Source organism: Cupriavidus sp. HY129 (assembly GCF_059492215.1).
The window spans coordinates 3,040,110-3,060,559 of the sequence record NZ_CP083254.1 but is presented as its reverse complement, the minus strand read 5'-3'; the positions used below and the strand labels follow the sequence as shown (position 1 = coordinate 3,060,559).

The following is a 20,450-nucleotide window of genomic DNA, read 5'->3' as shown; positions in this document are numbered from 1 at the left end:
CTCACAGGAGGCTCAATGCAACGTGTCGATCGTATCGATGACGCTGTTTCTCTGCCCGAACTGACGCTGCGGGGCATCATCCTCGGCGCCCTGATCACGGTGGTGTTCACCGCCTCCAATATCTACCTCGGCCTCAAGGTCGGCCTGACGTTCTCCTCGGCGATTCCCGCTGCCGTGATCTCGATGGCCGTGCTGCGGCTGTTTCCAGGCGCGAACATCCTCGAGAACAACATGGTGCAGACGCAGGCGTCCGCGGCTGGCACGCTGTCGTCGATCATCTTCATCCTGCCGGGCCTGGTCATGCTGGGGCACTGGCAGGGATTCCCGTTCTGGCAGACGCTGGCGATCTGCGCGGCGGGTGGCATGCTCGGTGTGATCTTTAGCATCCCGCTGCGCCACGCGATGGTGGTGCACAGCGATCTGCCGTATCCGGAAGGGGTGGCCGCCGCCGAGATCCTGCGAGTGGGGAGCGCGAGCCAGGATAAGGGCAATGGAAAACAGGAGACCGGGCTTGGTGACCTCGTTGCAGGTGGCTTCGCTGCGGGCCTGTTCAGCGTTGCCGCGGGTGGTTTCCGGGTTCTGGCCGAAGGGGCGAATGCCTGGCTGGCCGTTGGCGCATCCGTGGTGCGCCTCTCGATGGGTTTCTCGCTCGCGCTGGTGGGCGCCGGCTATCTGGTCGGCATCGTCGGCGGGCTGGCCATGCTGCTGGGCCTGTTCCTGACCTGGGGCATCGCGGTACCGTGGCTGACCGCCATCACACCGATGCCGGCGGGGGCCACACTGTCCAGCTTCGGTACCGCCGTGTGGAGCACGCAGGCGCGCTTCATCGGCGCGGGCACGATCGGTATCGCGGCGATCTGGACGCTCGGCACGCTGTTCAAGCCGATGGTGGAAGGCGTGCGTGCATCGATGGGTGCCCTCCGTGCCGGCGCGCCGGGGGCGGGTGGCGCGGTGCCGCGCACGCAACGCGACTTGCCGATGGCCTGGATCGGCGCCCTCACGCTGGTCCTGCTGGTGGTGCTGGCAGTGACGTTTGGATACTTCCTGGCCCCGGCGCCGCTCGATACCGGCGCCACCTGGCGTCTGGTTGGCTGTGCCGTGCTGTTCGCCTTCGTGTTCGGCTTTCTGGTGGCTGCCGCATGTGGCTATATGGCTGGTCTGGTGGGGTCGTCAGCCAGCCCGATCTCGGGCATCGGCATCATCGCTGTGATCCTGGTGTCGCTGCTGATACTTGGCATCGGCACGCTGGACGGCCTGCTCGACACGCCCGAGGGCGGCAAGTACGCGATTGCGCTGGCGATCTTCACGACCTCTGCTGTCGTGGCGGTGGCCTCGATCTCGAATGACAACCTGCAGGATCTCAAGACTGGCTGGCTGGTTGGCGCCACACCGTGGCGCCAACAGGTGGCGCTGCTGATCGGCTGCGCGGTGGGTGCTGCCGTGATTCCGCCGGTGCTCGAACTGCTCTATCACGCGTACGGCTTTGCCGGCGCCTTGCCCCGGGCCGACATGGACCCGAATCAGGCGCTGGCCGCTCCGCAGGCCACGTTGATGACCGCGATCGCTACGGGCATCTTCACGCACAAGCTCAACTGGACAATGATCCTGATTGGCGTGGCGCTGGGTGTTGTGTTGATCGCGATTGACGAAGTGCTGCGCCATCGCGGTGGCGTGGCGCGGCTGCCCGTACTGGCAGTCGGCATCGGCATCTACCTGCCGCCGACGATCAGTTCGGCGCTGGTGGTGGGCGCGGTGTTGTCGTGGTGGTTGCTGCGCACGGAGCGCAAGCGCGCCGAGGCGCGTGGCGACGATGTGCCCACGGTGCTGGCCCATGCCGAGCGACGCGGGACGCTGCTTGCTTCGGGCCTGATCGTGGGTGAAAGCCTGGTCGGCGTTGCGCTGGCCGCGGTGATCGGCCTCTCGGGCAAGGAGGCGCCGCTGGCACTGGTGGGCGAGGGGTTTGGCACTACGGCGCAGTGGCTGGGACTGGCCGTGTTCGTGCTGGTTTGCGTGGGATTCTGCCGTCGGGTGCTGGCTGCGCGTTAGTCCGGCCGGCCGTAGCACTCGGCGATATCGCCGCTATCGCAGGTTCCCCTCTTTCGCCTGGCGTGAGAGGGGAGTAGCAGCGATCCGATCAGTCTTCGGCGTCTTCCGGCAGGTCTGGCGACGGCGTCTCGCCCGGCTTGCCACCGATCACATATTTCTCGGACGCCCAGGCGCCCAGGTCGATCTGCTTGCAACGTTCCGAGCAGAACGGACGGAACTTGTTATCCGGCACCCAGGCAACTTCCTTGCCGCAGGTGGGGCATTTGACGACGGCTGGCATCGGAGACTTCAGAAATTACAGAGCTTCAGCAGGAAGGGGATATCGGCATCCACCGATCGGGGCCGCATGTCGCCATCCTGCTGCGTGAACCGTACCCAGAGCATGTACTTGTTGGCGCTCATCTCGGGGATGAAGGCCAGCAGCGATTCGTCCAGGTACACCTGCATGAGCTGGTAGCTACGGCCAGACAGCATCTGCTGATAGCTGCCACCGGTGGCAATGACCTTGCCGCTCTGGCCGGACTCGCGCAGCAGGCGCAGCACAATGCCAGCGCCCATGCGCAGCGAGGCTAGTGGGCGTGCCCATTTGAGGATGTCGGCGCGGCGATCATCGGCGTCGCGATGCTGCCAGGCATAGTACGCAGGCAGATCGAACTCGCAGGTGCCACCGGGGATGATCGCGCGGCTGCGGATGCTGGTCAGCCATTCATTGTCGGCCAGCAACTGGCCGGCCTTGCCGACAGTCTGGCTGAGCGCCGCAATGCCTTGCTCGATTTCGGTGATCACCGCGACCAGCGCATCCTGATCAATCTGCGGATTGGAGCGCAGCGGCGCCAGGGCCTGGCGCTGGCGCTCGAGTTCCTTGATCAGGTCGGTCTTGAGGTCGGCACGTCCCGCCACGTCGATGATCTCGAAAATCGTGGTGATGGCGACGTGATGCTGAAGCGGATGTTCCTGCCCGAGGAAATAATCCAGCCGATCGAACAGGTCCTCCAGGCGCAGGAGTGTCCTGATGCGTTCGTTGAAAGGATATTCGTACAGGATCAAGTCGGTGTCCGTGCTGCGCGCCGGTTGGCGGTTGTTTCAGTCGGGAAGGCGCTTTGGCGCTGTCCGTGCCGCTTTCGCCCATGCAAAGACAACTCGCGCCTGGGTGGAGTTCCTGGCCGGAACTCGTCACACCGCGCATATTTGCCGGCATGTTTCAGCGCATTCTATGCGAGTCAGGGCCCGAGGACAAATCGAATCTGCCCCTATCGGGCATGGGGGATGTCACGGATGCGCCGCGTTTTCGGATGTGTTTCCAGATGTATCCGAAAGCGAGCGATATAGCGCATCGAGCTTCGCGACTTGCGCGTCCAGCGCTTCGGGTGGCCCGTCGTTGTCGATCAGGTCGTCGGCCACGGCCATGCGTTCGGCGCGTGTGGCCTGTCGCCGCATGATCGCCAGTACCTGATCGCGCGTGAATCCATTGCGGGTCATCACGCGGGAGATCTGGGTTTCCTCCTGGCAATCGACTACGAGCACGCGGCCGACCCGCGCGCGCCAGGTACTCGATTCGACGAGCAGGGGTACCACGTAGATCAGGTACGGGTTGTGGCCCGCTTCGCGGATGGCGGTGGCCCGCGCCTCGGTGACCTGGCGAATCAGCGGATGGGTGATGCCCTCGAGCCGGGTCTTGGCCGATGGGTCGGAGAAGACGAGCGCCCGCATCGCGTCGCGATCCATCGCCCCATCCTGGCGCAGGCATCCGGGCCCGAATGCCGCGACGAGCGGCGCGATGGCGGGGCCGCCCGGCGCGGTGATCTCGTGGGCGATGAGGTCGGTATCGATCAACGCGGCGCCGCGCGCGGCGAACATGTCCGCGACGCGGGTCTTGCCGGAGCCGATGCCACCGGTCAGTCCGATTTCCAGCATGGAACAGGGTGTCAGTCAGTCGTGAATGTCGCCAACGATACCAGCTTTGCGTGCAACTGCCGGTTGTCGGCTAGTGTCCGGCCACCAGCGTCAGCGGTACTACATCGGCGCCAAAGAACAGGACAATCAGCCCGGCGCCGACAATGTACGGGCCAAACGGGAAGGTCGTGTCGCTACTCTTGCGGTGGAAGATCAGCATCGCGCCGCCAAGCACGGCGCCGACCACCGACGACATCAGGATCAGGGCGGGCAGTGCCTGCCAGCCGAACCATGCGCCAAGCGCCGCCATCAACTTGAAATCGCCGTGGCCCATTCCCTCGCGGCCCCGCACAAGCTTGTAGAGCCAGTAGACGCTCCACAGCAGCAGGTAGCCCGCCGCAGCGCCGATGACGGCATCCGCCAGTGGCGCGAACAGGCCCTGCAGGTTCAGCAGCAGGCCCAGCCATAGCAGCGGCAGCGTAATCTGGTCTGGCAGAAGCTGGGTGTCGGCATCGATCATGAACAACGCGACCAGCGCCCAGATCATCGCGATCGCAGCCAGCGCCTGCGCCGTTGGACCGAAGTGCCACATCGCCAGGCCGCTGAGCGTCGCCGTGACCAGTTCGACGAGCGGATAGCGGATGCCGATCGGCGTCTTGCAGGCCTTGCAGCGGCCACGCAGGAACAGGTAGCTGATGACGGGGATGTTCTCCCAGGGGGCGATCTGGTGGCCGCACTTCGGGCACGCGGATCGCGGCACCATCAGGTTATAGCGCTCTGGGTGCGGCAACGGTTCATCGCGGATTTCCGCGATGTAGTTGGCCTCGTCGTACTCCATCATCTTAGGCAGGCGATGGATCACCACGTTGAGGAAACTGCCGACCATCAGGCCAACGACCCCTGCCGCGACAATAAGGAAAGCTGGCGGCAACGCCGCCAGCGATGACAGGACAGCTTGCATGCGTTACATCACCCGGCGTTACACCACTTGGCCCAGCTTGAAGATCGGCAGATACATGGCGATGACCATGCCGCCGATCAGCACGCCAAGCACCACGATGATCAGCGGCTCGATCAGGCTCGAGATGGCGGCCACGGCGTCGTCGACCTCGCGCTCGTAGAACTCGGCGACCTTGAGCAGCATGCTGTCCAGCGCGCCCGACTCCTCGCCGATCTGAGTCATCTGCAGCACCATATTGTCGAACACATGGGTGGCCTGCATGGCGTTGGTCAGGCTGGTGCCGATACGCACAGACTGCTCGATTTCGCGCGTGGCATCGTAGTACATCCAGTTGCCGGCGGCCCCTGCTACCGATTCCATCGACTCCACCAGCGGTGTGCCTGCCGCGAACATCGTGGCCAGCGTGCGCGTCCAGCGTGCGACCACCGCCTTGCGGAACAGGCTGCCGAAGATCGGCAGCTTGAGCAGAACCTTGTCGTGCCAGCGCTGCACCTTCTCCGACTTCTTGCGGGCGCGGAAATAGCCAATGATCGAGAAGACTGGCGCGCCGATAACGAGATACCAGTACTGCACGAAAAAGTCGGAGATGTTGATCACGACCATCGTGGGCGCCGGCAGCGAGGCGCCAAAGCTCGAGAACACGCCCTTGAAGGCCGGGATCACGAACAGCATCAGGATCACCGTCACGGCAAAGGCCACGGACAGCACGGCGATCGGGTAGATCATCGCGGACTTGATCTGGCTCTTCAGCGCGATGCTCTTCTCCATATAGAGAGACAGCCGTTCGAGCAGTGCATCGAGAATACCGCCTTGTTCGCCAGCGTCAATCAGGTTGCAGTAGAGCGTATCGAAGTACTGCGGATGTCGGCGGAACGCCGTGGCCATGCTGCTACCCGATTCGATGTCCGAGCGGATGACAGTGAGCAGCTGGGTGAAGTTCGGGTTGGCGTGGCCGCGCGCGATGATGTCGATCGACTGCAGCAGCGGCACACCCGCCTTGAGCATGGTCGAGAGCTGGCGCGTGAAGTAGGCGATGTCCTTCTCGGTAATCTTCTTGCCGCGCGCGCCCTTGCGCTTCTTCATCTTGACGACGGTCAGCCCCTGCTTGCGCAGCGAGGCGGTGACCTCGGACTGGCTCTCGGCGCGTTGTTCGCCCTTGAACGACTTGCCTTTTCGGTCCTTGGCTTCCCACTCGAAGATGTACTGCGTGGGTGCCTTCCGCCCTGATTTCGCCCGAGACGGCGCTGCCGTCCGGGCGCCCGCCGCTGGTGCGCGCGTCGCCATGATTTGACCCCTGAGACTTGTTCTTTGTTTTACGTGTTCGTGGTCGCCAGCACTTCTTCGAGTGACGTGACGCCCTGTTTGACCTTGAGCAGGCCAGCTTCCCGCAACGATAGCACGCCTTCCTTGCGCGCCTGTTCGGCAATCTGCAATGCCGTGCCGTGCGACAGGATGATCTGTTGAATGGTTTCGGTAATCGGCATGACCTGGTAGATACCGCATCGCCCCTTGTAGCCGCTACCGCTGCATCGGTCGCAGCCCACCGGGTGATAGGGCTTCCATGTGCCGTCGAGGTCTGATTCCTGGAAGCCTGCGTCGATCAGCACCTGCGGCGCCAGGTCGCCCTCGCGCTTGCAGGTGCAAAGCCGGCGCGCCAGACGCTGCGCGGTGATCAGCAGGACCGACGAGGCGATGTTGAACGGTGCCACGCCCATATTCATCAGGCGTGTCAGCGTGGTCGGCGCGTCGTTCGTGTGCAGCGTGGACAGTACCAGGTGACCGGTCTGCGCGGCCTTGATGGAGATGTCGGCCGTCTCGAGGTCACGAATTTCGCCGACCATGATCACGTCGGGATCCTGGCGCAGGAACGATTTCAGCGCGGCGGCGAAGGTCAGGCCGGCCTTGTCGTTCACGTTGACCTGATTGATGCCGGGCAACTGGATTTCGGCCGGATCCTCCGCCGTGGAGATATTGATGTCGCCCTGGTTCAGCATGTTCAGGAACGTATAGAGCGACACAGTCTTGCCGCTGCCGGTCGGGCCAGTCACCAGCACCATTCCGTACGGTCGCTTGATCACTTCCTGCAGCAGTGCCTTCTGCTGCGGCTCGTAGCCGAGTTGGTCGATGTCGAGCTTGTCGGACGACGAATCGAGAATCCGCATCACGATCTTTTCGCCGAACAGCGTGGGCAGCGTGGAGACGCGGAAGTCGATCGCCTTGTCGACGGTCTCCTTGCCATCCTTGTCTTTCGGCATCGAGATCAGCAGCTTCATCCGGCCGTCCTGCGGCACGCGCTTTTCCGAGATGTCCAGGCGCGATAGCACCTTGATGCGCGTGGCGATCTTGTCGCGGATATCGAGCGGTGGCCGCGCGACTTCCTGCAGCACGCCGTCCACGCGGAAGCGAATGCGGTAGAAGAACTCGAACGGTTCGAAGTGAAGGTCCGACGCGCCGCGATGGAAGGCTTCCGTCAGCAGCTTCTGCAGGAAGCGCACCACCGGCGCGTCGTCGATGTCGTTGGCGCCGGGGACCTTGCGCGCGCTTGCGGCGGCCACCGGGTCATAGTCGATCATCTTCTGCGCCGTGGGCGTCGGCAGGGCGTTCTTGAGCGTGCCAAGTGCCTCGCCGGCGGATCGGACATGCTTCATCAGCTTGTCGTGTTCGACGACGACCGTTTCCACGGGCAGGCTGAACTTCTGGCGGATCACCTCGACGCCGGCCTGGTTGGCGGGATCGGACATCGCGACGATCAGGCGGTTTTCCCGACGGCCCAGCGGCAGGAGCCGGTGCGCATGGAACTCGCGGTTGCCCGAGAGTGCCGACGGCACGCGGCTGAGGTTGTATTCGGAGAGGTCGAGCAGCGGGAGCTGGTACTTGTCGGCGGCGAACACGGCGACGTCATGGGCGGACATGGTGCCGCTGCCAATGATCTCGTCGATCAGCTGCGTCTTCTTTTCCCGGGCCGATTGCTCCAACTGGGCAAGCAGAGCCGGCGCGATCCGCCGGCTCTGGGCAAGCGCGAGGCCTAGTGTCATGGCGAAATACTGTGCAAGGTGCGCGCGTTCGGGCTGGTGAACGGCGGCGCGGTTGACTGCGGCGGGATCGGCGGGGGCATGTGTCCCGGACCGGGGCAGTTTGCCGCTGGGGTCACTTTTTGTAAAGCTCGGTTGCGCGCGCGTTGGCGTTTGTGCGACAGCGGCGCAACCCTACTTGCGCGGGGCGGGGGAATCGACGCGAAAAAGGGCGCCGTGGAGGGTGCCGTGGCCGGGGTGGGCCACAAAGCAAAAAGCCGGATCCACATGCGAGGATCCGGCTTTTTTGAAATCTGGTCGGGGTGAGAGGATTCGAACCTCCGGCCTCTACGTCCCGAACGCAAAATTCAAGCCCTGGAACAGGTTTTGCTTTATTTTAGCACATCTATAGAAATCAACAACTTGTGCTGATTTTCGTCTCGTTGCGCGCAGCTGCGCGCACCCCAAATTTCACATGGAAAAATGCCCCGTTGGCACAGATTTGGCACAGATAATTTTTTAGCAGGGCGCTACGGCAGTCGAAATTTGGCTCGGCGGCGTGGTGGTTTTCGAGCGTTCGGAAGCGGTGCCCATGCCGACGTCGTGTTCGAGGCCCGCCTCTGACTTTGCGCGCAATCGTGGCGCCGACTCGGCCGAATTCGGCGACCGCCGATGGCTACTGCGGGCGTCCCCGGTCAATCCAGTCCTGCGTTTTGCCGATGGGGAGGCGGTAACGGGCGCAGTTGTAGGCCTCCAGGTGTGCGAGCTCCATGTTCAGCATGGCGCGAAACGCAGCCGCATCAGCCTCGGGGACCTGAACGGTTTCCACGGCCGGCGCGAGGCTCATCCCGAAGAAGACAATCTGCCGAATCACCTCGCCGAGTTGTTCGCGGTAGCGCACCCGCAACGGGTCCGGTCCGCCCATGGCTTCGACGACGGCTTGATACTTGGCAATGGAACGGCGGTAGGTCCAGTCGAACAGTTCGACTGCGAGGGTCACATCCAACCGTTCATAGACGCCCAACATCGCCAGCGCGTAGTCGGTCTGGCCCACATCGAGGAAGGACAGCGGCGAGCAGTTCGCCAGCATCAGCGGCATGTTGGCCGCCAGGCGGCTGGTACGCTTGTTGCCGTCGACGAAGGGCTGCAGGTAAGCGAGATTGACCCACAGGAAAAACGCGGCCTCGACCGGATTGCGGATGGCCCGCGCCTTGTCGACGATGTCGTGCAGCGACTCTTCGAGCAGATTGGGGACCTGGCTCGGCACATAGACCGTGTCCTGGATGTTGACGATGGCCCCGAGGTCGGCAGGGTCCGGCAGCAGGTCGCGCATGAGCAGACTTTGCAGGTTGCGCACCACCGGAACAGTGGTGCCCTCGGTGGGCACCGCGTCCACCATGAATTCGATGGCGTCCTTGTGGTTGAGCAGCATCGTTGCGTCCAGGTCATCGCCCTCGGAGCGGCCCTTGACGAACAGCGCGCGCGTATCCAGCAGGCTCTTGCGATTGCCCTCGAGCCGGGACGAATACCAAGACAAGTCGATGAGCAACTGCTCCAACACCTTGCGGGCATAGGTCCCGGCGGGCTGCTGGTCCTTCGACCTGCCTATCTCGTAGAGCTGCGTGGCCAGCGCGGCGGGCAGCAGGCTGGAGACGTTGGGCTGGTAGTTGGCGACGAAGGTGCGCTGGTAGGAAACCGGATGGCGCGTGCCCAGTGGCGCCGACAGCGCGGTGATGAGCTGACGTCCCGCGCTGCTCCAGGCCGGCGAGGCGAATTCTTCGCCACTCGCGACCGGCTGGCTGGCTGGCGCCTCCGGCGAAACGGGCAACGCTGGCACGCGATAGGTCACGGACCGGCCGGCGCCTTGACGCTCAAGGGCGCCTGTTGCCACCAGATGGGCCAATGCTCGGTTGACGGTCGGTCTAGGGCGGCCGCTCCGGGCCTGAATGGTACCCGCCGACACGCCTGCGGAACCCGCCTGCTGCTCGCGCGCGATGTACTCGAGGATGGTCTCTGGAAGCGATTGGACCGACATGAACTCTCACCGTTGATAAGCTTATCGAAATCTTATCATTGTGGTGATAAGTTTGTTCGGTTTTGAGTAGATTCCGCCGAGTTGACTGGAAAGTTTCTCACAATCTTGTCAGGGGCCGAGAAGCTTATCGACGGTGATAGGCTCGTTCAGCGAGGGCGATGTCGGACCTCGTGCCCGTAGCCGCACCAAGGCAAGCCTCCGACTTTGCGGGCATGAGGCCCGCTTGCCGTAGCTCGGACCCGCCGTCGGGCAAGAGGCTAAAACTGATGTCTGCACTGAGAGTTGTCCATTGGAACTGCTCTCATGTCTGTGACTCCCTTCACACCGATGACGAAAGAAGATGTTGCCGAAGTCATTGGTGTATCCATCCGTACCATCGAAAACCTAGTCAAAGCGGGCAAGATGCCTGCCCCTGGCCATATCGGCGGCCGTGTGCTTTGGCATCCGCAGGTCTTTTACGCCTGGCTGGATAAAGCGCTGCGCGCATCGTGTTCAGTAACCGAAGCGCCTGAGGTTTCGGGGCACTCCCACGAGACCCCTGACGCCAGGCAAATGGATGCGCGAGGGAGCGACACGGTGCTGCAACCAGATTCGCTAGCGCCGTTCATGTCTCCAGTGTTCAAGGATTGCACTGACACGGGCGACAAATTCCGCCCAACTTCGAAGCCCAACACTGCCAAGGCCCCCAAGCTGAGTGCGAGCGAGCGCATGAAAGCGCGCCAGGCCCGGAAGCTTCGATTGGATGAGGCTGATGAGGCCGATTGAGGCGAGAAACTGACCGATTGCCGCGAGGGCCCGCTCCGTCGAAGGAAGCGGCCCCAATCGGGGCCGCTGAATTACTTGATTGGGGGTGGCTTGCGCTTACGCGCTTGAACCGGTGTTTGCCCCAGTGCTTGCAAGGCGCGAATGATTGTGCTGTAGCTCCCCCGCCCCAGCTCCAGTCTGACGTTCACCGGGCCGATTGGCCGTCCCTGTCGTTGTAGCGCTTCGCAAGCCTGCCTCACATCGTCGACAGTAATGCCAGGGCGTCCGCCCACGTTCCGTTGGTTCTTCTCCATTGATGACCTCGTGCCTTCGACCCACGTCGAACTCGTTTCGTATAGGCACCGATGTCTTGTGCTGCGCCGGTACGCGGCAAGCGCAGCGCTGTCACCTCGCTAATAACTACGCAGTGGTCGCCCGAAAGGGAGGTTTCGTAATGGAAATTCGTTGCATCGCTGGGCGCTCGCGCAGACCATGCCAATTGGATTGGCGACAGCGAGAAGAGGACAAATTGAGCGAACCAGTGAACTACGTACCGGCCACTACGCGGGCGGTAATCACGCAATTTGGTGGGGCGCTGTCGGTGCAACTCGGTAGACGACGTGTCGTCGTGTCAGCTCACGAGCTGCCGGGGGAGGTGGAATGGCGTGTCGATATGCTGAACTGGTATGCGGAACGCCTTGCTTTCAATGCTGTTTCATTGGCACCTCAGGCACGTAACGCCATGCTGTCGTACGCGAGGGCAGTACTCGTTAGCGAGAGCGGGCTGCATCCGATGGAGGCGGCCGCTGTTGTGGCATCGTCAAGCCAAGTTCTTGAGCGCTTAGGCTTCCCCAGCATGTCTGGCTCGGCCGAGGCCTTTATGCGTGTCGATGAGCGTCTTGATAGAGCATGGGATGCGCTGCAACGCCGCGCCAGCCGCATCTTCGCGGCATGCCGCTAGGGATAATTCATGTCGATATGGCAGTCGCGGCCCGTCGCCGAAATTCCCGCAGTCACGCTGGTCAGTTGGCGAATCATGAAGACCCACGTGGGTGCGGTACATCTGGTCGGCATTCGCCCCGAGCGAGGCACGGGACGTGTCAGTTCAGTGGTCGTCGCGCTCGATTTGGATGGGCGCTTCGCCGTCACGCTCTCTGGCCGACGATACACGCTCGAAGGACCTCCTGGGGCCGATGAGGAGGGCGATGCCGATTATGTCTGGGCATCGTGGTGTCATGTGAATCGCGTGACCGGGTATCGAGATGTCACCGACGAACTGCTTGCGGGCTCACCGTAGCGAAGGACATCCTTATGGCGACTGAAATCTGTTGCTGGGGCTACACCGGTTGGCTCACTCGGCGCTGCGTCGGCTACGAGATGTCGGGGTATATCGACGGCAATGAACTTCACATTATCTCGGGTACACCTGACTCGGCAGAGAGGGCGTTTTGCCACGCTGCCCGACGGGCGTGGTTGTACCGGCAGTGGCGAGCTCTCAGAGGGCTGCCGGACCGCGACTCCGCGCCGTCGAGTTCTGCTGACACCTACCGCGACGTCTCTCTCGCCCGTGTGCTTGTCGTCGCACTGAAAGCCGTTGCGGCGGCAGCGATATGCCGAGCGCGCCGGGTTCTATCGAAAATGTGCGATGGCACTAAGCGGCTCTGCGGCTTCTGATTCTGCATAAGGCCGTAGAAAACGCGCATCTTTGCAGAGCGAATAGCGCGCTGCACCAAGTTCCTGTGCTCGCCATCCCTCCTTCTTTGCCAGGAGTGCCGGTAAACGAAGGAACCTCCCCTGCGACACATCCATTCTCGGCCGTACCGCTCCAACAAATTTCGGTCATTCCTTCAATATCCTGCCGAACGGGACGTGGTGCGGACGCGAAATGCTGTTCGTCCGGATAGCGCCTGCGCTCTGCAAAAATGCGGCGAAAGATTAAGCCTAGCTGAACCACATGCATACTAAGTTAGCGCAAAAATTTCTGCGCAGAAATTTCTCGCACTCGAAAAGAAATATTCTGAGTATGGGGTGTGCCGGTTCAATGTTGCCAAGCGCAACAGCTTCTGGTTCATCGCGGTAGGTAACGCCAGGGTTGGAAAAGGGGGGGCAGTGCCCCGGCCATCATTCTCTGAATGAGAGAGCTCCCGCATTTTTGTGACATTCTGAGCATCCATAAGAACGGCGGGGTGGGAGGTTGTGAGAAATTTCATATTTGTATTCTGTTGATTGAAGCTGTTTGAATTTGAGGGGCTTTCTTGATGCTTTTGACTGTAATAGTCTGCTGATTCTTGCTTCGCTGCTCGTGCAAGAGATTCTCAAATAACGACTTATTAAGCCATGATTCAAGACTGTACGATTGCTTCAAAATTTAATCGAAATATCGGGAGGCTCTTTGGCGCCAACGAGCTCCTCGGCACTCACTTGATGGTCGCGCGTCGAGAGCGAGTCGAGTATTACGCGCCTGATTTTGCGAATTGGGTCACTGCGTTGCGCATGCACAATCAAGCCGTAGTTGGCAGCACCACCATGGTGGGCGGACTCATGCCAATCAGTGTCTTGGAAGACCTGAGAGTCTTCGGGATGTCGGACATGGTCTTGGTGTTGTTGCTATCAGATAGCTTTGAACCTGCCCTTCCATCACTCGTGTTGCAGTCCCCGGAAGTCTTCAATGTGGCCAGTGTTGATGGCTTGACGTGCGACACGGTTCTCGGGTGGGGTGCCACCCTTGACGAGGGAGCGAAACATCATTTCTTCATTTCGGTGCATTCGCTGGTCCATTTTCTCAATGACAGTGCCGGGGGCGAGGAAGAGAGGCCAGCTTTGAGCGTCATTTTTCTCGCAGGAGGGAGTATCGGATTTGGTGCCTTTTCCCTGGGAGAGGGCGACCTCGAGCAAATCCAATGCGCTGCCATTGCCGCGCAGGCCATGCCGTACACGGCGGAGGAAGAGAGTGTCCCAGCGCAAATGGATGCGGGTAATGCAGAGGAAGCGAACCCCTGGGAGACGGGGCCATGGCTATCCCCGTCTGGCCTATTCCTGACCCAACTCAGCGTATATGCCACCAATTAGTCATCAGGAGACGTGGAGCTGATGGGGCAACCCTTGAGGCATTACGCCTCAGGGTTTCGTAGTCGCACGCTGTGTCGAGCCAAGGATATCGTTCACATCCGGTTTAAGGTCGCGCCGAGCAATTCGCCCATCCGCTTGACGCCATCGCCTGAGCGCATGCCGGAGTAGTGCTTCTCAACCGTAGATTCTCGGTCATTTAAGACGAGGGCGGCCGTCTTGATATCGCCGTCTTCGCTCTTGAGGATGGCAGTCGCCACGATGTGTCGGAACGAATGCGGACCGATGCCGTCGCACCGCCATAGATACTTCTTGGTAATGGCATGTACCCTGCGACTCAGGTACAAGGAAGGGAAATGCTCAGAGTCGAGCGTAGCGTCGTCCGCTTCCTTGGCATTCATCCCAGAACGGGGGCGTCCCGTCTCCGCGACCAGGAAGACCAATTCGGTCGGCGAGCGCATCAACGACTCACGATGGCGGAACAGATAGCGCTCCAGGTCAAGTGTTGCACTAGTATGGACCGGGGCATCGTAGTCGCGCACAGCCGGGCCTCGGCGGTTCTTCAGTAGGTGCTTCGGGACGAAAATCCACCAGCTGCCGTCAGTACGCTTGTAGAGCGCCGGACGGTCGTCTGGCTTGCGGCCGTCGACGAATTGGTGCGAGTAGCAAAGCGTTGCGATGTTCCGAATGCGAAGCGAATTCGTTGTCAGCAGTTTGATGAGCAGAATGTCGCGTGCCCAGATGGCTTCGTCGGCAGGTTTTCCAACGGGGCGGTCCAGACGCATCCGTTGCACCATGTCGGCGACCGCCTCAAGCGGGTCAGCGAGCTCGATGACCGAGGTCAGCGGTTCGAAGGGGTTGCGGCTCGGTCTCACTTGAGAGCGCAATGCCTTCTGCAGGCGCGAGCACACTTCATGCTGCTTACGACAAATGTCCTGCCAGTTCAATGAGTGGTATCGGACGGGCAGGCTCGTCTGAAGGTCGGGGCGCTGGAAAAGGTATCCATCGACGGGACGAAGCATCCAATTCATCAGCCCAAAGAATTCGAGAATGGAATTGTTGTACTTGCCGTTCCCTCGGCTCTTGACCCATTCGCAGTACCGTTTGACGAAGCCAGGGACCGTAAGCCACGCAAGCGTCTGAAGCTCTTCCTCCGGGATATCCGCGCCGCCTTTGTGAGCGGGCCGAGCCATCCAACCCAGATAGCCGGCCACTTTGGCCCACCCGGCCTTGGCGGAGGGTACCTCGATACCGTTACAGAATGACCACCATGTGGCAGCTGTTTCCTTCACGACAGGGATTGGAGCGAATGACCATCTCCCGGCTTCCGAGCGCAAGAGCTCGGGAATCAGGTCCGTCTTATAGGACATCAGGTCCATCCATTGTCGACGAAGCGGTGACGACTCGGGTGGCTTGAGCCAATAGTGGTCCTTCGTCCGCCTCGCAAGCGTCTGCCGGTATTCGATAGGTGTGGCTTCACCTGCATGGACGTGCCGCCGAGAGGATTTACCCAGACCGGCGAGCGAGACGAGGCTGTCGCGTTGAAGGCCAAAGAAATGCTCCAGCCGATAGACATAGGTGAGGCTGACGGACTGCGGCTTTCGCCCCTTAAGCCATCCGCGAAGCATATCGACCGGTACGCAGGTCTGGCGGGCGACCAGCTTCGCAGGAAGGTCGCCGACGAGCTTCCGTACCTCGGCTTGGAATGGAGCAGGTTCGTCATTGTTTGCCGCGCAGATTTCGTCGTAAATGGTGACGGCGCCTTTCCAGGGCGACAGGGCGGCACGGGTGTTCGAGATGCTGCGGCTGCTGCGCCCCTGTGCTTGCTGCTCCTTGACGAGGCGCTCGATGGCGCTTGGTAACTGCGTGCGCATTTCGGAGCCTACGACGTCCGCTTCGGCGATGTGATTTGCTCTCAGGAATGCGCGCAATGCGGTGGCTCGGTTGGCGGCAGTTTGGGGGTTGATTTCCCCTCGTTCGACTTGGCGACTCTGCTCTTCGAGGAGCATCGAGTAGGTCAATGGTTCGTTTGGCATGGTTATCCTTTTCGCCCGAACCATCCGCCGCGTCGTCTGCGAAGCAAGTAAAGCCGACGGGATGAAATACCTGCAATCTTCGTAAGTGCTTGTTTCAGTATGGTTTTTTTGCCCCTGCGCCGACGCACCTTTCTGATTCATGGGTGCGGCAGGTGCAGGTATCAAGATGAGCATCCACGTTGATGATTTGGGCGAATTAATTCTTCGCCATCTGTATAGGAGTTCGGTTTAGACCTGAGTGGGTGCGGCCGGTGGAGACCAATACAGGAGCCAGCCAAAGGTAACCGGCGCGTGGCTGCGTCCGTGGTCTGCGGCACCAGGAGTCCTGACTCGAGCATAGCTGCTGGCAGCACGTGGCGGGCAAACAAGGCCTTCACGTGCTGCCAGCATGGATTACGCTTTTTTGAGTCCAAGGGAAGTCGAGGCCCTCGGGGATGGCCGTCGGACGTATGCTCTCAGTGGGCAAACTGCTCGGTTCCGTGGGCGCCGAGTTAACGTGGACGATGTAACCGCCAGCAGCCCATGCTCCCGTCTCTCTGTTCTGTTTTCAACAAGCGAACGCGGCAGACAGTGACCATTGTCTAACTACCATATCTAGTCTATGAGCCCGGTCGCCACTCAAGTCGTCGTTGATGACGATAACCTTACGGTAGTTCTGCAGGACGGTCGCCAACTTCGCGTGCCGTTGGCTTGGTTTCCCCGCTTGGCTCGAGCCACAGTTGCTCAACGTCAACGCGTCCGCATTTCGAAGTCTGGCAGAGCGCTGCGTTGGGACGAACTCGATGAAGATATCGGCATCGACGGGTTGCTCGCCGGCAGGGGGGATGTGACAAACAACTGAATGTCTGCAGTTGCTTGCTGAGGTTCCCGCTCTACGCTGGGTCTTTGTGCCACACACAATCACCGACGTGTTTATAGGGCATGCAACTGGGGAATCATTCCACTGAGGCACGTCTTCTGAGGGCCAGGGAATGAGCATCGCAGTGACTTTCTCGGCTGTCTAAAAACGGTGTCTACACGTTCGTGAACCACTGGCATGAGTCAATGGTTCCGGACGGAGGAGACGGGACAACCGCCGCGACCGCTCCGAACAAACGCGTTCAGCGGGATTGCCACGAACGCGGCCCTGGGTGCGAACGGCAAGAGGGGGGCAAGCGCAGGACGAGAATCTGCGAATAGTCTAGCCGTATGCGGGGGGTATCGTCGCGACCCGCATGCTCGTGGTTCCTCCGGCTCCGGCGCGGCATACCCATCGGCAAAGTACGAACCGCAGGCAAACCGCCTCGGCTAGGGGGTGCTTTGCTCGCGGAAACCTCCTCACCAACACAGCATATGGGGGTGTTCGTAATAGAAGAAGTGCTGGAGATGAGGTGTTATTAAATAAAATTCGGCCCAGGTCGGGAAGCTCGCTGGCAAGCAATGCGCCGCATCAAGTTTGGCCGCCGCATCTAACAGAGGCTGACCACGACGTCGTCCCGACATCGATGTGTTCCGACGCCCCCGTATGTGCGCGAACGGCCCGACGGCACTCGAGTTCACCCGGCTGATGGCGGAGGAGTACTCGCGCGGGCCCTGAGCGACTCATATAGCTGAGCCGGCCCGAGCAGGATGTCCTTGAGCCCCTCACGCACACGGTCGGACCCCAATGCCTGCGCACTCATGGTGTTATGGGCATCCAGCGCATCCATGATGGCGTGCATCAGCGCATCTTTCAGGTCGGGGGAGTTGGCGAACTGCTCCTTGCTATTGCTCATGGCCTGCTGCGCTAGTAGCTCGTTTTCCAGCAACTTGCCCTTGAGCACGCCGTTCACGTACACGAGCTGGTCGTCATCGGTCAGCTCCCCCTGGAACAGCCCGTTGACCTTCTCGATGATTTCGTCAAGCAAGGCTCGCTGCTTCTCCTGAACCGCGCCGCTGCCGACGGCGTCCATCGGGGCTAGCTTTGGCGCTTCGCCATGGTTCAGGCTCAACGGTTGCCGGCCAGTATTCCGAAGACTGTGGTGGGTCAGCACCACCTTGGACAAATCAACGGTATCGCGCTCGCGGCCGAACTCGAGCAGCGGGATAAGGCGCTTGTAGAACAGGAAGCGCTTTTCGATATCGGTATTGCCGTAATCAAAAATCTGCGACAGGAACGCATAAAGGCGCACGAACGCCCCCATGTCATTCTTGAAGAGGACCAGGGCGTCGAGGGTGTCCTTGGCCGCCTGGGCGGCCTTGTCGTCGTGCTGCGCCTCGGCGGCGGTCTTGTCTTGCTGTGCGGCCTTGTAGCGCTTGAGCAAGCGGTCCGCCACGGGCGCGATAGCGGTGCTCAACTGCGCCTGCGTGCCTTTCGGGTCCAGTTCCACCTTGGCGACTCGTTCGACCTCGAAATCGTCGTAATAGCCGGTGGCGTCGAGCTTGGCGCGCAGGTCATAGACGTGATGCGGGTCGGTGGTGGCCTCCAACTCGGCCGTCTCGTAGTAGGTCTTGAAAGCCTTGAGGATGTCACCGGCGTCGTTGACGAAGTCGAGGATGTAGGTGGTGTCCTTGCTGGGGTGCGCCCGGTTCAGGCGCGACAGCGTCTGCACGGCCTGGATGCCGCCGAGCATCTTGTCGACGTACATGCCGCACAGCAGAGGCTGGTCAAAGCCGGTCTGGAACTTGTTGGCGACGAGCAGCAGGTGATACTCGGGCTCGGCAAAGGCGTCGCGGATATCGCGGCCCTTGAGGCCCGGATTCAACTCCTTGCTGGTTTCGGACACCGGCGCCGGGTAGCTCTCGGGGTCGTCGATTTCGCCGGAGAAGGCCACCAGCACGCCGAGCGGATAGTTTCGTTTCTCGATATAGGCGCGAATGGCCTTCTGCCAGCGCACGGCTTCCTTGCGGCTGGCCACGACCACCATGGCCTTGGCCTTGCCCTCGAGCAGGGCTTGCACGTTCTCGCGGTAGTGCTCGACGACGATTTGCACCTTCTGCGCGATGTTGTACGGGTGCAGCCGGACCCACTGCATGATGCCCTTCATCGCAGCGCTGCGTTCGACCTGCTTCTCGTCGTATTCCTGGCCGTCGTGAGCCAGCTTGAAGGCGAGCTTGTAGGTTGTGTAGTTCTTAAGTACGTCGAGGATGAAGCCTTCCTCGATGGCCTGGCGCATCGAATACACGTGGAAGGGCTCGGGCAGCCCATCGGGCCCGGGCCGGCCAAACAGCTCCAGCGTCTTCTGCTTGGGCGTGGCGGTGAAGGCCACGTAGGTCAGCCCCTTGGCACCGGTGCGGGCTTCCATCTGCGCGGCCAGCAGCGCTTCAGTGTCGATTTCGCCGCCGTCCTGCAACTCGGCCCACTCCTCGGCCGACAGCAACTGCTTGAGCTTGGAGGCTGCCTCGCCGGTCTGCGAACTGTGGGCTTCGTCAGCAATGACGGCGAAGCGCTTGCCTTCGGTGGTGGCCAGCTCCTGGGCGGCGCTCATTGCGGCGGGGAAGGTTTGGATGGTGCAGACGATGATTTTCTTGCCATCGTTGAGAGCCTGCTTCAGGGCGGTGCTCTTGCTGCCGTGCTCGTTGGTGATGGTGGCCACCACGCCGGTGGTGCGCTCGAAATCGAAGATGGCTTCCTGCAACTGCGCATCGAGCACCGTCCGGTCGGACACCACCAAGACGCTATCGAACATCTTGCGGTGTTCGGCGTCGTGCAGGTCGGCCAGAAAGTGGGCCGTCCAGGCAATCGAATTGGTCTTACCCGAGCCTGCCGAATGCTGAATCAGATAGCGCTGTCCCGCTCCCTGGGCCAGCACGTCGGCGACCAGTTTGCGCGTGGCGTCGAGCTGGTGATAGCGCGGAAAGATGACGGCCTTGAGCTGCTTCTTGTCGTCGCGCTTGCCAATCAAATAGCGGTGCAGGATGTCGAGCCAGCTATCGCGGGTCCAAACTTCTTCCCATAAGTAGGCAGTGGCGAAGCCGTCCGGATTTGGCGCGTTGCCGGCCGCACCGGCATTGCCCCTGTTGAACGGCAGGAAGTGCGTGGCCGGCCCAGCGAGCCGGGTGGTCATCATCACCTCGGTCTGGCTTACGGCGAAGTGCACCAGCGCCCCACCGGGGAAGCTCAGCAGCGGCTCCGCCTGCCCCCCCTTGGGCTGAGGATGACGGTCAAAGCGATACTGGTCCACCGCATCCTGCACGCTCTGGGTGAAGTCCGACTTCAGTTCGGCGGTGGCAACGGGGATGCCATTGACGAACAGCACCAGGTCCAATGCGTCCTGGGGGTGGTTCGGCGAATGTCGAACCTGGCGCACCACGCGCAGGCGGTTGGCGGCGTAGTGCTGCTGGATGACCGGGTTGATGGCGAGTGCGGGCTTGAACTGCACCAGGGAGAGTGGCTCCTTGAGCCCCAGCATTTCGACGCCACGGCGCAGCACATCGAGCGTGCCACGTTCATTGAGGCTCTTGCGCACCCGCTCGGCCAGGCGCTCTTGGAGGGCGGGGCCGTGGGTCTTGGTCAGGCGCTGCCAGGTGTCGGGCTGGGTAGTCTCAATCCACGCCAGCAGGTCGGGCAGGAAAAGCGCGCTAGCGCGGTCATAGTGCGCCGCATCGCCTTCGGCATAGAGCCAGCCATTGCCGGCCAGGGATTGGCAGATTTCTGCTTCGAAGTGGTGTTCCTGGTGCAGGTTGCTCATCGAGGTCCC

16 protein-coding genes are annotated in these 20,450 nt (G+C 61.4%); 6 read left to right on the top strand and 10 right to left on the bottom strand.

The features are described 5' to 3' along the window. Positions 1–15 precede the first annotated feature (15 nt). Complete coding sequence (locus tag K6G35_RS14000) at positions 16–2,046, top strand: OPT family oligopeptide transporter (protein WP_495675860.1); 2,031 nt, start codon at positions 16–18, stop codon at positions 2,044–2,046. 88 nt (positions 2,047–2,134) lie between these two features. Here the strand turns inward: K6G35_RS14000 and K6G35_RS13995 are convergent, their stop codons facing one another. From K6G35_RS13995 to K6G35_RS13965, 7 genes are all read right to left on the bottom strand, one after another. Continuing rightward, positions 2,135–2,326: a DNA gyrase inhibitor YacG gene (locus K6G35_RS13995; RefSeq protein WP_008650330.1), complete on the bottom strand. Its 192-nt coding sequence runs from the start codon at positions 2,324–2,326 to the stop codon at positions 2,135–2,137. 8 nt (positions 2,327–2,334) lie between these two features. Beyond that, positions 2,335–3,093: a cell division protein ZapD gene (gene zapD, locus K6G35_RS13990; protein ID WP_008650332.1), complete on the bottom strand. Its 759-nt coding sequence runs from the start codon at positions 3,091–3,093 to the stop codon at positions 2,335–2,337. A 222-nt stretch (positions 3,094–3,315) separates the two neighbouring features. Continuing rightward, the gene (gene coaE, locus K6G35_RS13985) at positions 3,316–3,960 is read right to left on the bottom strand and encodes a dephospho-CoA kinase (protein WP_186424723.1); all 645 of its coding nucleotides are present in this window, start codon (positions 3,958–3,960) and stop codon (positions 3,316–3,318) included. A 70-nt stretch (positions 3,961–4,030) separates the two neighbouring features. Next, a complete protein-coding gene (locus tag K6G35_RS13980) occupies positions 4,031–4,900 on the bottom strand; it encodes a prepilin peptidase (RefSeq protein ID WP_008650335.1) in 870 nt (289 codons plus the stop codon). Positions 4,901–4,918: 18 nt separating this feature from the next. After that, positions 4,919–6,184, bottom strand: coding sequence for a type II secretion system F family protein (locus K6G35_RS13975; RefSeq protein ID WP_008650336.1), 1,266 nt, complete (start codon positions 6,182–6,184; stop codon positions 4,919–4,921). 29 nt (positions 6,185–6,213) lie between these two features. After that, positions 6,214–7,935 (bottom strand): type IV-A pilus assembly ATPase PilB, encoded by a 1,722-nt coding sequence (gene pilB / locus K6G35_RS13970; protein ID WP_008650337.1) that lies wholly within the window; start codon positions 7,933–7,935, stop codon positions 6,214–6,216. 652 nt (positions 7,936–8,587) lie between these two features. Continuing rightward, positions 8,588–9,946, bottom strand: a complete 1,359-nt coding sequence (locus tag K6G35_RS13965) for a Fic family protein (RefSeq protein ID WP_495675859.1) — start codon at positions 9,944–9,946, stop codon at positions 8,588–8,590. Positions 9,947–10,249: 303 nt separating this feature from the next. Here K6G35_RS13965 and K6G35_RS13960 point away from each other — a divergent pair, with 303 nt between their 5' ends. Beyond that, on the top strand, positions 10,250–10,711 hold the full coding sequence (locus tag K6G35_RS13960) for a helix-turn-helix transcriptional regulator (RefSeq protein WP_495675858.1): 462 nt from the start codon (positions 10,250–10,252) through the stop codon (positions 10,709–10,711). A gap of 71 nt (positions 10,712–10,782) precedes the next feature. Here K6G35_RS13960 and K6G35_RS13955 read toward each other — a convergent pair whose 3' ends face one another. Further along, positions 10,783–11,004 carry a DNA-binding protein gene (locus K6G35_RS13955; protein WP_495675857.1) on the bottom strand — a complete coding sequence of 74 codons (222 nt, stop codon included), beginning with the start codon at positions 11,002–11,004 and terminating at the stop codon, positions 10,783–10,785. A gap of 215 nt (positions 11,005–11,219) precedes the next feature. Here K6G35_RS13955 and K6G35_RS13950 point away from each other — a divergent pair, with 215 nt between their 5' ends. The 3 genes from K6G35_RS13950 to K6G35_RS13940 all read left to right on the top strand — a co-directional run bounded on the left by K6G35_RS13950 (position 11,220) and on the right by K6G35_RS13940 (position 13,759). Then, positions 11,220–11,651 (top strand): hypothetical protein, encoded by a 432-nt coding sequence (locus K6G35_RS13950; protein WP_495675856.1) that lies wholly within the window; start codon positions 11,220–11,222, stop codon positions 11,649–11,651. A gap of 9 nt (positions 11,652–11,660) precedes the next feature. Then, positions 11,661–11,987, top strand: coding sequence for a hypothetical protein (locus tag K6G35_RS13945; RefSeq protein ID WP_495675855.1), 327 nt, complete (start codon positions 11,661–11,663; stop codon positions 11,985–11,987). A gap of 1,040 nt (positions 11,988–13,027) precedes the next feature. Beyond that, on the top strand, positions 13,028–13,759 hold the full coding sequence (locus tag K6G35_RS13940) for a hypothetical protein (RefSeq protein WP_495675854.1): 732 nt from the start codon (positions 13,028–13,030) through the stop codon (positions 13,757–13,759). A gap of 92 nt (positions 13,760–13,851) precedes the next feature. Here the strand turns inward: K6G35_RS13940 and K6G35_RS13935 are convergent, their stop codons facing one another. Next, positions 13,852–15,792, bottom strand: a complete 1,941-nt coding sequence (locus K6G35_RS13935) for a site-specific integrase (protein WP_495675853.1) — start codon at positions 15,790–15,792, stop codon at positions 13,852–13,854. A 601-nt stretch (positions 15,793–16,393) separates the two neighbouring features. Here K6G35_RS13935 and K6G35_RS13930 point away from each other — a divergent pair. After that, the gene (locus K6G35_RS13930) at positions 16,394–16,633 is read left to right on the top strand and encodes a DUF2442 domain-containing protein (protein WP_495675852.1); all 240 of its coding nucleotides are present in this window, start codon (positions 16,394–16,396) and stop codon (positions 16,631–16,633) included. 694 nt (positions 16,634–17,327) lie between these two features. Here the strand turns inward: K6G35_RS13930 and K6G35_RS13925 are convergent. Continuing rightward, positions 17,328–20,441, bottom strand: a complete 3,114-nt coding sequence (locus K6G35_RS13925; protein ID WP_495675851.1) for a type I restriction endonuclease subunit R — start codon at positions 20,439–20,441, stop codon at positions 17,328–17,330. Positions 20,442–20,450 lie beyond the last annotated feature (9 nt).

Bases quoted from the DNA above. Each gene is read 5' to 3' on its own strand.
- K6G35_RS14000 (WP_495675860.1), top strand. From the start codon at position 16: ATGCAACGTGTCGATCGTATCGATGACGCTGTTTCTCTGCCCGAACTG.
- K6G35_RS13995 (WP_008650330.1), bottom strand. From the start codon at position 2,326: ATGCCAGCCGTCGTCAAATGCCCCACCTGCGGCAAGGAAGTTGCCTGG.
- coaE (WP_186424723.1), bottom strand. From the start codon at position 3,960: ATGCTGGAAATCGGACTGACCGGTGGCATCGGCTCCGGCAAGACCCGC.
- K6G35_RS13980 (WP_008650335.1), bottom strand. From the start codon at position 4,900: ATGCAAGCTGTCCTGTCATCGCTGGCGGCGTTGCCGCCAGCTTTCCTT.
- K6G35_RS13975 (WP_008650336.1), bottom strand. From the start codon at position 6,184: ATGGCGACGCGCGCACCAGCGGCGGGCGCCCGGACGGCAGCGCCGTCT.
- pilB (WP_008650337.1), bottom strand. From the start codon at position 7,935: ATGACACTAGGCCTCGCGCTTGCCCAGAGCCGGCGGATCGCGCCGGCT.
- K6G35_RS13965 (WP_495675859.1), bottom strand. From the start codon at position 9,946: ATGTCGGTCCAATCGCTTCCAGAGACCATCCTCGAGTACATCGCGCGC.
- K6G35_RS13960 (WP_495675858.1), top strand. From the start codon at position 10,250: ATGTCTGTGACTCCCTTCACACCGATGACGAAAGAAGATGTTGCCGAA.
- K6G35_RS13955 (WP_495675857.1), bottom strand. From the start codon at position 11,004: ATGGAGAAGAACCAACGGAACGTGGGCGGACGCCCTGGCATTACTGTC.
- K6G35_RS13945 (WP_495675855.1), top strand. From the start codon at position 11,661: ATGTCGATATGGCAGTCGCGGCCCGTCGCCGAAATTCCCGCAGTCACG.
- K6G35_RS13940 (WP_495675854.1), top strand. From the start codon at position 13,028: ATGATTCAAGACTGTACGATTGCTTCAAAATTTAATCGAAATATCGGG.
- K6G35_RS13935 (WP_495675853.1), bottom strand. From the start codon at position 15,792: ATGCCAAACGAACCATTGACCTACTCGATGCTCCTCGAAGAGCAGAGT.
- K6G35_RS13930 (WP_495675852.1), top strand. From the start codon at position 16,394: ATGAGCCCGGTCGCCACTCAAGTCGTCGTTGATGACGATAACCTTACG.
- K6G35_RS13925 (WP_495675851.1), bottom strand. From the start codon at position 20,441: ATGAGCAACCTGCACCAGGAACACCACTTCGAAGCAGAAATCTGCCAA.